12 protein-coding genes and 1 tRNA gene are annotated in these 12,975 nt (G+C 60.8%); 11 read left to right on the top strand and 2 right to left on the bottom strand.

Annotated features, from left to right (window positions below; translation table 11 throughout):
• The first annotated feature begins 5 nt into the window (after positions 1–5).
• Both DNK50_RS07160 and DNK50_RS07165 read left to right on the top strand, forming a co-directional pair.
• Positions 6–1,625 (top strand): 5-oxoprolinase/urea amidolyase family protein, encoded by a 1,620-nt coding sequence (locus DNK50_RS07160; protein ID WP_112193329.1) that lies wholly within the window; start codon positions 6–8, stop codon positions 1,623–1,625.
• The gene (locus DNK50_RS07165; RefSeq protein ID WP_112193331.1) at positions 1,622–3,361 is read left to right on the top strand and encodes a biotin carboxylase N-terminal domain-containing protein; all 1,740 of its coding nucleotides are present in this window, start codon (positions 1,622–1,624) and stop codon (positions 3,359–3,361) included. Before DNK50_RS07160 ends, DNK50_RS07165 begins: the two co-directional genes overlap by 4 nt.
• Before the next feature lie 195 nt (positions 3,362–3,556).
• Here DNK50_RS07165 and DNK50_RS07170 read toward each other — a convergent pair.
• Together DNK50_RS07170 and DNK50_RS07175 are read right to left on the bottom strand one after the other, a co-directional pair.
• Positions 3,557–3,633 (bottom strand) — tRNA-Met (locus DNK50_RS07170).
• Between the two features lie 235 nt (positions 3,634–3,868).
• Positions 3,869–4,420 carry an RNA polymerase sigma factor gene (locus DNK50_RS07175; protein ID WP_099583929.1) on the bottom strand — a complete coding sequence of 184 codons (552 nt, stop codon included), beginning with the start codon at positions 4,418–4,420 and terminating at the stop codon, positions 3,869–3,871.
• A 261-nt stretch (positions 4,421–4,681) separates the two neighbouring features.
• Between DNK50_RS07175 and sctW the strand changes: the two genes are divergently transcribed.
• From sctW to sctS, 9 genes are read left to right on the top strand one after another with little or no spacing between them, the layout of a single operon-like run.
• Complete coding sequence (gene sctW / locus DNK50_RS07180; RefSeq protein ID WP_112193333.1) at positions 4,682–5,755, top strand: type III secretion system gatekeeper subunit SctW; 1,074 nt, start codon at positions 4,682–4,684, stop codon at positions 5,753–5,755.
• Positions 5,752–7,845 carry a type III secretion system export apparatus subunit SctV gene (gene sctV, locus DNK50_RS07185; RefSeq protein WP_112193334.1) on the top strand — a complete coding sequence of 698 codons (2,094 nt, stop codon included), beginning with the start codon at positions 5,752–5,754 and terminating at the stop codon, positions 7,843–7,845. Before sctW ends, sctV begins: the two co-directional genes overlap by 4 nt.
• Positions 7,846–7,882: 37 nt before the next feature.
• Positions 7,883–8,794, top strand: a complete 912-nt coding sequence (locus DNK50_RS07190) for an FHA domain-containing protein (protein WP_112196900.1) — start codon at positions 7,883–7,885, stop codon at positions 8,792–8,794.
• Positions 8,791–10,149, top strand: a complete 1,359-nt coding sequence (locus DNK50_RS07195; protein ID WP_099583931.1) for a FliI/YscN family ATPase — start codon at positions 8,791–8,793, stop codon at positions 10,147–10,149. Before DNK50_RS07190 ends, DNK50_RS07195 begins: the two co-directional genes overlap by 4 nt.
• The gene (locus tag DNK50_RS07200) at positions 10,136–10,579 is read left to right on the top strand and encodes a YscO family type III secretion system apparatus protein (RefSeq protein ID WP_112193336.1); all 444 of its coding nucleotides are present in this window, start codon (positions 10,136–10,138) and stop codon (positions 10,577–10,579) included. Before DNK50_RS07195 ends, DNK50_RS07200 begins: the two co-directional genes overlap by 14 nt.
• Complete coding sequence (locus DNK50_RS07205; RefSeq protein WP_099583933.1) at positions 10,576–11,034, top strand: type III secretion system HrpP C-terminal domain-containing protein; 459 nt, start codon at positions 10,576–10,578, stop codon at positions 11,032–11,034. The genes DNK50_RS07200 and DNK50_RS07205 overlap by 4 nt, the downstream gene beginning before the upstream one ends.
• A complete protein-coding gene (locus tag DNK50_RS07210; protein ID WP_112193338.1) occupies positions 11,031–12,044 on the top strand; it encodes a FliM/FliN family flagellar motor switch protein in 1,014 nt (337 codons plus the stop codon). The genes DNK50_RS07205 and DNK50_RS07210 overlap by 4 nt, the downstream gene beginning before the upstream one ends.
• The gene (gene sctR, locus DNK50_RS07215) at positions 12,041–12,694 is read left to right on the top strand and encodes a type III secretion system export apparatus subunit SctR (RefSeq protein ID WP_099583935.1); all 654 of its coding nucleotides are present in this window, start codon (positions 12,041–12,043) and stop codon (positions 12,692–12,694) included. Before DNK50_RS07210 ends, sctR begins: the two co-directional genes overlap by 4 nt.
• A 7-nt stretch (positions 12,695–12,701) precedes the next feature.
• Complete coding sequence (gene sctS, locus DNK50_RS07220; protein WP_065938437.1) at positions 12,702–12,965, top strand: type III secretion system export apparatus subunit SctS; 264 nt, start codon at positions 12,702–12,704, stop codon at positions 12,963–12,965.
• Positions 12,966–12,975: the final 10 nt, after the last annotated feature.

The following is a 12,975-nucleotide window of genomic DNA, read 5'->3' on the forward strand; positions in this document are numbered from 1 at the left end:
CTCCCGTGCGTTTTCTACCGGTCAACCTGGACACCCTGCTCGTCGAATTGAACGATCTCGACGAGACCTTGGCTTTGTTCGACGCCCTGATGGCGGAGCCTATTGCGGGCGTGGAAGAAATTGTGCCTGCTGCGCGGACGCTGCTGATCCAGTTTCGCCCCAGCGCCATCGAGCGTCAGGCGCTGGTCGATCGTATCGCCGGCCGGGACCTGAGCCAGCGCCGCGAGGGCGAACAGCGCCGCGTGGAAATCCCCGTGCATTACAACGGCGAAGACCTCGACGAGGTCGCCACGCTGCTCGGCATCAGCCGTAACGAAGTGATACAGCGCCACACCGCCCATGACTACAGCGTGGCCTTTTGTGGGTTCGCGCCGGGGTTTGCCTACCTCACGGGCGGCGCCGGTTTCCAGGTGCCGCGCCGACAAACCCCTCGCACCCGCATACCGGCGGGTGCCGTGGCGCTGGCCGGGGATTTCAGTGGCGTCTATCCGCAAGCCAGTCCTGGCGGCTGGCAGATCATCGGTGTCACGCCCCTGCAGATGTGGGACCTGAACCGCACCGAGCCGGCCCTGCTGCGCCCTGGTTATAAAGTGCGCTTTACCGACGCCGGCCCGCTCCCGACCAACGGCCTGCCAACCCCCGCTGCGGCACTGCGTCCCGCCGCCCCCAGCGGTGCTTATCTGGAAATCATCCATCCTGGGTTACACAGCGTCTTGCAGGATATGGGACGGCCCGGCCAAACCGGTCAAGGCGTCTCCCGCTCTGGTGCGCTCGACCTCGGCGCCCTGCGCGCCGCCAACCGCGCGGTGGGCAATCGCTCGGACATGGCTTGCGTAGAGTCGGTACTTGGCGGCTTGAGCTTCGTTAGCCATGGCCGTGCGGTGATAGCGATCACCGGTGCGCACACGCTGGTCACCATCACCAACGCCACTGGCCTGCAATGGCCGGCCAGCAACTATCAACCCATCGAACTGGACGTGGGTGACCGTGTCAGTCTGGGCGCACCGCTGGCGGGCCTGCGCAGCTACCTGGCCATTCGTGGCGGTTTTGATGTCACGCCGGTGCTCGGCAGCTTGTCTACGGACACGTTGGCCCAGGTCGGCCCTGCGGCACTTGCCGCTGGTGATCGTCTGGGCTTCACCACCCTGACCACGGGCACCAGCGTATCGCTGACCGAAGCCCCGGCCTTTGAGCTGCCGACGGCGACCCATATCGTTACCCTTGATGTGGTCATGGGGCCGCGCACCGATTGGTTTACCGAAGACGCGATCCAGCGCCTGAGCAGCCAGCTCTGGCGCGTGACCTCGCAGTCCAATCGGGTGGGCATTCGCCTGGCCGGTGATGCGCCGCTGACGCGCAGCAACCCTCAGGAACTGCCCAGCGAAGGCACCTCCGTCGGCGCTATCCAAGTGCCAGCCAGCGGCCAGCCCGTGCTGTTTTTGGCCGACCATCCGTTGACCGGTGGCTACCCGGTGATCGCCGCAGTGGCGACACACCACTTGGACCTGGCGGGGCAGATACCGATCAACGCGCAGATTCGCTTCAACCCCCTGGGCGGATTCCACGAAATCCGACCCAGCACAGACGCCTCTTCTTCAACTGCCGATGCGAAGACAACTCCATGAAAAAATTATTGATCGCCAACCGTGGTGAAATCGCCGTCCGCATCGCCCGCGCCTGTCGCGACTACGGTGTGCAGTCTGTCGCGGTGTATGCCGACGCGGACATCGACGCCCTGCATGTGCGCCAGGCGGACGAAGCGTTTTCGCTGAATGGCCAACGCCCGGCAGAGACCTACCTGGATATCGAAAAACTCCTGGCCATCGCCAAACGCAGCGGCGCCGATGCCGTGCACCCGGGTTATGGTTTTTTGTCGGAGCGCGCCGACTTTGCTCGCGCAGTGATCGCCGCTGGCTTGATCTGGGTGGGTCCCAACCCAGAGACCATCGACGTGCTGGGGGACAAGGTCGAAGCGCGGAAACTGGCCCAGCAGGTCGGCGCACCTCTGGTTGCGGGTACACCCGGACCTGTTGAAAGCGCCGCCCAAGTGCTGGCCTTTGCCGAGCAGCATGGCCTGCCGATTGCCATCAAGGCAGCCTTCGGCGGCGGGGGGCGCGGCATGAAAGTCGCGTGGCGCCTGGATGAGGTCGCCGAGCTGTTTGCCTCGGCCGTGCGAGAAGCCGAAGCCGCCTTTGGTCGCGGTGAGTGTTTCGTCGAGCAGTTCCTCGACCGCCCTCGGCACATCGAAGCGCAGATTCTGGGCGACAAACACGGCAAGGTGGTGGTCGTCGGCACGCGTGACTGCTCGCTGCAACGACGCAACCAGAAGCTGGTGGAAGAGGCGCCCGCGCCTTTTATCAGCGATGCGCAGCGCCAGCGCATTCATCAGTCCGCCCACGATATCTGCGCCAAGGCCGGCTACGTCGGCGCCGGCACGGTGGAGTTCCTGCTCAGTCAGGATGGCACCTTGTCGTTTCTTGAGGTCAACACGCGCTTGCAAGTCGAGCACCCGGTGACCGAAGAAACCACCGGCGTCGATCTGGTGATCGAGCAACTGCGCATCGCCGACGGTTTCCCTTTGTCGTTCAGCGAGACGCCAACCCCACGCGGCCATAGCTTTGAGTTTCGTATCAACGCCGAAGATGCGGGCAAGGGCTTCTTGCCGACACCGGGGCAAATTACCGAGTTTGTGCCGCCCTCGGGCCCGGGCGTGCGCCTGGACAGCGGCGTGACCAGCGGTTCACGCGTGCCCAGCACCTTCGATTCGATGATGGCCAAACTGATCGTCAGCGGCGCCACCCGCGAACAGGCTATCGCCCGTGCACGCCGGGCACTGGCTGAATTCAACATCGAGGGCATCGCATCGGTACTGCCTTTCCACCGGGCCGTGATGGATCATGCCGACTTCACCGGTGCCGATCGCTTCGCCGTGCACACCCGCTGGATCGAGACCGACTTCGCCGAACAGATCACCATCGCGCCGCGCAACGCCATGTCGGCCGACCCTGACGTGCTGCGTACCTTTGTCGAGATCGACGGCAAGCGCCATGAGCTAGGCCTGCCTGCGGCCCTGTTGCGCGGTGTCAGCCTCAATGCCGCCGGTCCCGCCAGCGAAAGCACAAGCGCACGCGAGGCGGTTGATCCGCACGCGGTACTGACGCCGGTAGCAGGCAACCTGCACACCTGGGTCGTCGACGATGGCGAATCGGTCAGTGCCGGGCAAGTGATCGCGGTGGTCGAAGCGATGAAGATGGAAACATCGATTCTGGCCCCCTGTGCGGGTGAACTTCAGATTGCCAAACAGGCGGGTGATTACTTTGAAGCCGGCTCCCTGATCGGCCGTATCAACGCCGCCAGTTGATTCAACTGCTTCTTTCGCAGGCCTTACGCGCAACGGGTTAATCACCCGTTTGCCGCGTGCTTAATCGAGGCTTTCAGAGAGCACGCGTAATGTGAGAGGCGGATCTGGATGAAACTCCAGACACAAGAAAGCCCGCACTAGGCGGGCTTCTTGAGGTGATTCACAGACTGCTGTAGACATCTATGGATCGGTACTTGGTGGCTACGCAGGGACTTGAACCCCGGACCCCAGCATTATGAATGCTATGCTCTAACCAACTGAGCTACGTAGCCAAGTGGCGCGCATTATTCGCGTAGAACGCAAATGCGTCAAGCATTTTTGTGAAGATTTTTTCTACGCTTTCAATTGTTTAACGAAACTGAGGGTGTTGCGTGACTGCCAGCCTCTGCTTTCGTGATGTCTGGACAGTGGTGGGGGCCTGGCAACATTGGGGGCGCCGGCTGGAAACAGGTGGAGTCCGGTTGGGCAGATATCCCTGCCGCCCAACGTTTGGCCTGTCAGCCAGTCTTACGGTTGAAACGGGTTTTGGGTGGCGCGCTTGAGCTGTTCGCGCGCGCGCGACAAGCGTGAGCGGACTGTGCCGATAGGGATGTCCAATACGTCGGCGGTGTCCTGGTAGCTGCCGTCGGTTTCCAGCGATGCGTATAGCGTCTTGCGCATTTCCGTTGGCAGATGGTCGATGGCGCTCAGGGTGTTCTCCAGGCGGCGGTTGACCTCAAATTCCCAATCCAGGTTGTTGTTTTCTGCCTGGCCATGCCACAACGACTCATCAAATTCGCAATGCACAGGTTTGGCATACATGCGCCTGAAATGATTGCGGATCAGGTTCTGTGCGATGCCACACATCCAGGTGCTGAGCGATGCGTTACCGCAGAAGCGCTCGCGGTTGCGCCATGCTTCCAGGTAAGTCAGTTGCAGAAGGTCATCCGCATCTTCCGGGTTGAGTACGCGTTTGTGAATGAAGCGTCGGAGTTTTTTCTGCTGTTCGTCTGTCAGGTGATGCATGAATTGAGGCGAGCTGCCAACGAGGTGAGCTAAAGCTTCAATGGGAAGATTCATGGTTTTTTCCTCAGGGTGAACGGGTCGAAATGCTTTCGACGCAAAGCCCTGTAGCACTGGCTGTGCCAAACGGAAGATCTATGTAAGCAGCTGAAATATATGAATAAAAATATTTTATCTGATGCTGGTTGCGCAGTTTTTTGCAAAAAACCATGGGTGTTTTGTGCCGGTTTTTTCAAAAGTTCAGGGTGTGAATAAAAGTGGAACCGTCTCGGGGTTTCTTGCCACACAAGCACACACTCTTCTTATCTCGGCACGCCCATGAACGTCGAAATCACCCCTGAAGTGCAAAAGAGCCAGTATCTGGATCAGCTGGGTCCCAGCACTGGGATCGCACCCCAGACGCTGTCGGCTGCGACGGGCATCGATGAACTGGCCAACGTGTTCAGCCAGGAAGCAATGCGTAACAACCAACCGTTGGGCGAGCGTACGTTTGAGGTGCGCGTGCCGCCCATCGAGCAGTTCAAGCGGCTCTACAGCCTGCTTAGCCTCCCCGCTGATGCAAGCCTTTCCGCTGTTGCGCGTCGGATCAGGATGCAACTGCTGCAACGGCCCAGCGTTGACACAATAGTGGAGCTGACTGGCCGTGATCCTGCTTGCACGTATGTGGTGCTCAAGCATGTCCTGACCCAGGCCGAAGGTGAATTGCGCGAGACCGAAGCCGGGCTGGCCCGAGACGCGCTGGCCAAGTTGGAGGTTCGCTACAAGGGCGAGATCCAGGCCGGGCTCAACATCGCCATGACGCTGCATGCGGCCAGTGGTGATCCGCAGGAGTGCCAGGCGGTGCGGGCGCTCTACTACGCGAGTGTGGTGCAGCGCCAGTCCCTGGCTCGCATGATGCAGGCCTTGCTGGGCGTGTACGGTGGCGACCGTTTCGCCGCAGGGCTCATGGTGATGCGCAAGGCCTTGGCGGACGATATTGCGGCACACACGCCGTCGGTACCCACGGCGCAGTTGCGTACGTTGTTACTGGGCCTGCAAAGCTGCGGGCAGTTGAGTGCGGTGCTCGGTGCATGCCAGATGCTGATTCAGCGCATGAGTATCGAGCAGGACTCGGTCAGCCTGCTGCAGCGCCTGCTGGGTTATGCCGGCAGCGGCATCGCCCCTGCGGAGATCCAGAGCCTGGTGCAGGAGTTGGCTGGTGACAAGTCATCGGTTTCTCTAGTGTTGCTCAATGCGCTGTACCCGTTGTTCCAACAATTCCCTATCGCGTTGTGGAGTGATCAGCGTGGGCGTCAGGAGGCCCTGCACAACTTTTTGCTGGTGATGGATGAGTTTGCTCGTATCGAACGGGGCTCTGCCTACGTGGCAGGCTTTTCGAGGGACCGGGCGTGACCGCACTGGCGGTCATCAATAACGTGCTGCTCAAGGTGGCACGGCGTGCGGAGGTGCTGGGCGCCGTGGTGGTCATGGCCATCGTGTTTATTTTTATCGTGCCTTTGCCCACCTGGCTGGTGGATATCCTTATTGCACTGAATATTTGTATCTCGTGCCTGTTGATCGTGCTGGCGTTGTATTTGCCGGGGCCGTTGGCGTTCTCGTCGTTCCCGTCGATTTTGCTGTTGACCACGATGTTTCGTCTGGCGCTGTCGATCGCTACCACCCGCTTGATCCTGCTGGAACAGGACGCCGGTGAGATCGTCGAGGCCTTCGGCAATTTTGTGGTCGGGGGCAATCTGGCGGTGGGGATGGTGATCTTCCTGATCCTGACACTGGTCAACTTTCTGGTCATCACCAAAGGCTCGGAACGGGTCGCCGAAGTCGCGGCGCGGTTCAGCCTGGATGCGATGCCCGGTAAGCAAATGTCTATCGACAGCGACCTGCGCGCCGGGCTGATTGACGGCGGGCAAGCGCGGGACAAGCGCGAGCAGTTGTCCCGTGAAAGCCAATTGTTCGGAGCCATGGACGGGGCGATGAAGTTCGTCAAGGGCGACGCCATCGCCGGTTTGATCATTGTGCTGGTCAACCTGCTGGGCGGCTTCTCCACGGGGATGTTCCAGCACGGCTTGAGCGCTGCCGAGTCGATCTCGCTGTATTCCGTACTGACCATCGGTGATGGCCTGATTGCGCAGATTCCTGCGCTGCTGATCTCGCTGACGGCGGGCATGATCATTACTCGCGTCGCACCGGACGGCCGCAAGGGCGTCAGCAATATGGGCGCCGAAATTGCCCGGCAAATGACCAGCGAGCCCAAGAGCTGGATGATTGCTTCGGTCGGAATGCTGGCGTTCGCGATAGTGCCGGGCATGCCCACACTCGTGTTTATCTTTATCTCGATTATGACCGGGGCTCTGGGTTATTACCTCGCGCGCAAGCGGCAGCAACAAGCGCAGCCCGAAGCCCAGGCAGCCGAAGCGGTGCGCCCTGAAGAGAACGGCAGTGAAGACCTGCGTGGCTTTGATCCGTCGCGGCCTTACTTGTTGAAGTTTCCCCCTGCACTGCGAGGGACGCCGCAAGTGACGGACTTGATTCACGGCATCCGCCAGGCACGCAATGCGCTTGTCGCTAACATCGGGCTCACGTTGCCGCCATTCGAGGTCGAGCTGGATGATTCGCTGGCCGACGATGAAATGCGGTTTTGCGTGCATGAAGTGCCGATGATCAAAGCCTCTGTCGTCAGCCGCGTGGCGGTAGAGCGCAAGGCGCTGACTGTTGAGCTGGAAGACGCCCAGGAAGGGCTGGCCGAGCGTGATGAGCAGGAATGGGTCTGGGTGAGGCCTGATGATCCGGTGCTGGATGATCAGCAGTTGGAGCGCTTCAGTGCAACGACCCTGATTATTGAACGCATGAAGCAAGCGATGATGCTCAGCGGACCGCAGTTCCTGGGTATTCAGGAGAGCAAGTCGATCCTCAGTTGGCTGGAGCACAACCAGCCCGAACTGGTGCAAGAGTTACAACGCATCATGCCGCTTTCGCGGTTTTCAGCGGTATTGCAACGACTGGCCGGTGAAGGCGTGCCGCTGCGCGCAGTGCGGCTGATCGTCGAGTCGCTGATCGAATATGGCCAGCATGAACGTGAGCCGGAGGCATTGGCCGGCTATGCCCGTATTGCCCTCAAGTCCCAGATATTTCACCAGTACAGTGAAGCTGATGGCCTGCACGTGTGGTTGTTGTCACCACAGAGCGAAAACACCTTGCGCGAGGCACTGCGCCAGACTCAGACCGGGGTGTTTTTTGCGCTTGACGATGAGAGCAGTGCAGCGCTGGTCAGCCTGCTCAACCAGGCTTTTACCTTACGTCCAAAAACCAAAAGCGTGATGTTGGTAGCGCAAGACTTGCGCAGCCCTCTACGTACCCTGCTGCTGGAGGAGTTCAACCATGTTCCGGTGCTGTCCTTTGCTGAACTGGGAAGCACCTCGAAGGTGAAAGTACTCGGACGTTTCGACTTCGGCCAGGACGAACTGATGCGGGGTGCCGTGGCGTGAGTGCCCATCCATGGTCAGTGTCAGGTAGGGCTCGATGATGTTTGAGCTACGTGTGCTGGACGGTTTACACCAAGGCGCTGCGTTGCCGTTGTTTGGCGACGAATGGAGTATTGGTGCCCATTCAGATGCAGATTTGGTGCTCAATGATTCTGGGATCGCCGAGCAGCATGCGCGGTTGCGGTTTATCGACTCGAACTGGTCGGTACAAGCCGAAGCCGGTCTGCTGCGCGGCGCTGATGGACAGGTGCTGGCCCAGATTGCGAGGCTGGAAGTCAGCGTACCGTTTCTGGTGGGCACGGTTCGGCTGTGTGTCGCCCTGGCTGATCATCCCTGGCCCCAGGCACCAGCGCCAGCTCCGGCGGCGGTACCGACATCATCGCGCCCGAGCGTCGACCCTGTGCGAACACTCACGTTGTCGTCCATCTCGCACTCCCAGCAAAAGCGCCTGCTTAGCCTGGTGTTGGTGGTGACGATCATCATCATGGCGGTGGGCATGGCCTCTACGGGGGAGCGCGAGGCCCAGGCTTCGCTGATGCCTCCTGAGGTCAAGAAAAACGAGCTGGGTTCGCCGTTCGAAGTGCGCCAGCAGTTGCTGAAGATGCTCAACGAGCGCGAGTTGGATCATCGCGTCAGCTTGCAGGTGATCAATGGCCAGGTTGCCCTCAATGGGGATGTTTCCCAAGAGGATGTGGACTTGGTGGCGCGCATGCTCAGCCGCTTTGGCGAGCAGTTTGACAGTGACGTTCCGGTGATCAGCCGTGTCCGGGTACGCGACAGCGCACCGCCGTTCAGGATTGTGCAGATCGTTGGCGGGCCGAACGGTCATGTGGTGCTTGAAGACGGCGGTCGGCTGTTTGTGGGGGACGAATTGGATGGCTTGCGTCTGGTCTTGATCGATAACAGCAAAGTGATTTTCGATGGCGCACAGCGCTATGAGGTGCGCTGGTGAGTACGGACCTGCAAGCGCGCCTCGATGCATGGCAGCAGCGCCAGACACAATCGCTGGTGAGGTTTTCGCCGGTGAAGATGCGCGGTCGTATCCAGCGCGTCAACGGCATGCTGCTGCAATGCCGGTTGCCTCAGGCGCGTATCGGTGACTTGTGCCAGGTAGAAAAAAAGCCAGGCGAATACATGCTGGCCGAGATCATCGGTTTTGATCAGCAGGATGCGGTGCTCAGTGCCCTGGGCAACCTGGAAGGTGTGCGCGTGGGCGCCGGCGTGGAGCGCCTGGGTGTGCCGCATTGCGTGCAGGTCAGTGACGCGCTGCTGGGCCAGGTGCTGGATGGTTTTGGACGGCCGATTACGGGGGATGGCCCCAGTGCGTTTGCCGAGGCTGATGCGCCTGATGCAAGCCCGGTGTTATGTGAAGCGCCCTTGCCCACCGACCGGCCGAGGATCAACCGCGCGCTGGCCACGGGTGTGCGCTCGATCGACGGCCTGCTGACGCTCGGCGAAGGCCAGCGTGTGGGGTTGTTCGCGGGGGCCGGTTGCGGCAAGACCACCTTGTTGGCCGAGATCGCCCGTAATGTCGAGTGCGATGTGATTGTATTCGGCCTGATCGGCGAGCGGGGCCGGGAGCTGCGTGAGTTTCTCGACCACGAACTGGATGAGCAGCTGCGCTCCAAAGCGGTACTGGTGTGTGCCACGTCCGATCGCTCCAGCATGGAGCGCGCCCGTGCGGCCTTTACGGCAACCGCATTGGCGGAAGGTTTTCGACGCAAGGGGAAGCGGGTGTTGCTGCTGATCGATTCCCTGACGCGTTTCGCCCGGGCCCAGCGCGAAATCGGCCTGGCCGCCGGCGAACCCTTGGGGCGCGGTGGTTTACCTCCGTCGGTGTACAGCCTGTTGCCACGGCTGGTCGAGCGCGCCGGCCTGACCCGTGAAGGCGTGATCACCGCTATCTACACGGTGCTGATCGAACAGGACTCCATGAACGACCCCGTGGCCGATGAGGTTCGTTCGCTGCTCGATGGGCATATCGTGCTGTCACGCAAGCTGGCCGAGCGCGGGCACTACCCGGCGGTCGATGTCCTCGCGAGCCTGTCGCGGATTTTGAGCAATGTCGCCGAGCCTGACGACATCCGTGCCGGGACGGCGTTGCGGCGCCTGTTGTCGGCGTACCAGCAGATCGAGTTGATGCTCAAGCTGGGTGAGTACCAGCCCGGCAGCGATGCCCTGACCGACCTGGCCGTGGACAGTCGTCAGGCCGTGGACGATTTCCTGCGCCAAGACTTGCGTGAGCCGGCGCCACTCGCGGCTACGCTGGACCAGCTCAAGGAGCTGACTGCCTATGTCCCTTTCTGAATCAACCTATTCGAATGTGCTGCTGGATGAAGTCGAGACCTTGCGACGCCTGCGCCGGCATCGGGCGGACCGGGCCGAGCGTGCGCTGCGTGAAGCGAAGCGGGCTCAGAAAGCCTTGCTCGCACATATCCAGCAGGCCCAGGCCGCCCTTGAGCAAGCCCGGGAGGAAGAGGCCCGGCAAAGCGCCCAATTGCTCAGTCAGCATCAAGGCCAGGTATTGACCCTGCAGGCGCTCAAATCCTGGGGCGCGCAGGAGCGCTCATTGTCTGCCACGACTCGGCGCGACCAAGGTCAGCTGGAAACGCTACGGGGGCAGCAGGAAGAAAAGGAAGCCCGCGTCGACAGTACTCAGAAACAGGTTAGCGAGTGTCTGCGTCAGGTGGAAAAACTGCAGGAGTTATCTCTTTTACTGCTCCAGGAGTCGACATGACCCAGGTTTCAACCAAACCCACCGAACGCCCACGACAGCGCGAGCCTAGAGAGGGACATGAGCCTGGTGCTGGCGTCGTGGTGCCGTGGGAGCAAGGGCGGCTGTTTGCCCAGTTGTTCAGCGATAGCGATGAAGGTAGCGGGACGCGGGGTGGCTTGTCGGGCATGAAAGAGTCGATGACGACTTCCATGATTGAGGCGCTTGCGGAGCAACTGGCACCTCGCGTGATGGGCAGCGCGCAGTGGCCGCTTCAGGCGGTGTTGTATTTGCCGCGGCTGGGACGGATCAACGCCAGCGTACGCCGTGAGCAGAACGCCTGGAGCATTGATCTGGAAGCGGAAGATGACGCCACAGCGCGTTGGCTCAGGGGCACGCGCCAACAGTGCGAAGGTCGATTTGCCGCCGCGCTGGGGCAGCCGGTCAGCCTGTTTATACCCAACGCCGGGTCGGCATGATGATGCCGCAGTTGATATTGCCTTTGGTCAACGGCGATACGGTTGCCGCACGCCGTCGATTGGGGCGCGGCTTGCGCCTGCCGTTCCACGTGGCGGGGCAGGGCGGTGTGTTGTGTCTCGAACCAGGGCGCGCGCCTGCCGGGGTCAAAGCCGTGTGCCTGGAAACCGTATGCGGGGTGCTGGCGCTCGCTGAGGCCGGGCCGTTATTGAGCTTGCTGGGTGAGTGCCCGGTGACGCTGGCCGAGGCTGGCAACGATGCAGAGTCCTGGTTCTGGGCGCTGTTTCAACATCATCTCAGCCCTCAGGTGCTGGCCCTGCTGGGCTATGTGCGCTTGCTGGAGACAGAGCGCCCCACCGGGTTTGGTTGCCGGCTCAGCGTGACCCTGGGGGCGTCGCGTGTCACGGGCTATATGTGGTTGTCGGCTGAAAGTTTCCTGGCGTTGTGTGATGCGGGGTCTTGGCGCGCCATGGGCGCTCCGATGCCTGGAGCATTTCAACTGCCAATTGCCGTGATCCTGGGACGTTTGCAATTACCCATTGCGCAGGCACGCAGCCTGCGGCCTGGCGACGTGCTGATCTTTGAGCAGTGCTTGTTTCAAGCCCACGGCAATGGCCATTTACAGGTCGGCAGACAGCGGCTGCATGGCTGCATTGATGACGACACCGGGCAGCTGCGTCTGACCCTTACTTCTATCGAGGACACGTCTGTGGACGAGGAATTTTCAATACCCCCCTTCTCAGGGCATGAGGAGGATGAGCCCATAGTGGATGTGTTCGGCAACGAGCCGTTCGATGAGTTGAGCATCGGGCTGAACGTACGCTGCGGAACGTTGAACCTTACTCTGGGTGAGTTGCGTAACCTCGCCCCCGGCGCGGTGCTGGGGATTGCCGGATACGCCCCAGGAATGGCCGGCCTTTACTATGGGGATCGCCCTATTGGCCAGGGTCAGTTGGTGGAAGTCGACGGGCGCCTGGGCTTGCAGTTGTCTCGCGTGATGGTCGGTCGATGACACTGCAGGGGATAGATCCCCTCATTCTAGCGATGTTCCTTGGGGCATTGTCGTTGATGCCCATGCTGTTGATCATCTGCACATCGTTCTTGAAGATTGTCATTGTGCTGATGATTACCCGCAACGCCATCGGTGTGCAGCAGGTCCCGCCAAGCATGGCCATCAACGGGATCGCGTTGGCGGCCACGCTGTTTATCATGGCCCCGGTGGGGTACGAGATCGCTGAGAGCGTCAAGGCTTCGCCCCTGGACATGACTAACGTACAGACGTTTCTGCAGACCGGGAATGAGGCAATCAAACCGCTGCGTGCATTCATGCTGCGCAACGTCGACCCGGACGTACTGACCCATCTGCTGGAAAATACCGCGCGCCTGTGGCCTGCGCAGATGGCGCAAGAGGTGCAGCGCGAGGACCTGATCCTGTTGATACCGGCCTTCGTGCTGTCGCAACTGCAGGCGGGGTTCGAGATCGGCTTTCTCATCTATATCCCCTTCATTGTGATCGACCTGATCGTCTCCAACCTGCTGCTGGCGCTGGGGATGCAGATGGTCTCGCCCATGACCATCTCCCTGCCGCTCAAGTTGCTCTTGTTCGTGCTGGTGTCTGGCTGGTCGCGGTTGCTCGACAGCCTGTTCCTTTCCTATCTCTGAGGGGCGTATGGAACCGATCGTACTGTTCAAGCAAGGCATGTTGCTGGTGGTGGTGCTGTCGGCACCGCCGCTGATTGTGGCGGTGGTGGTGGGCGTGCTGACGTCGCTGGTGCAGGCGCTGATGCAGATACAGGACCAGACGCTGCCCTTTGGTATCAAGCTGGTGGCCGTGGGTATCACGTTGATCATGACCGGCCGCTGGATTGGTGTGGAGTTGATTCAACTGATCAACCTGACGTTCGAGATGATCGGTCGCTCGGCCCTGAATTGAGGTTTTGCCT

This window comes from Pseudomonas sp. LG1E9 (assembly GCF_003290225.1).
GTDB classification, from domain to species: domain Bacteria; phylum Pseudomonadota; class Gammaproteobacteria; order Pseudomonadales; family Pseudomonadaceae; genus Aquipseudomonas; species Aquipseudomonas cyclaminis.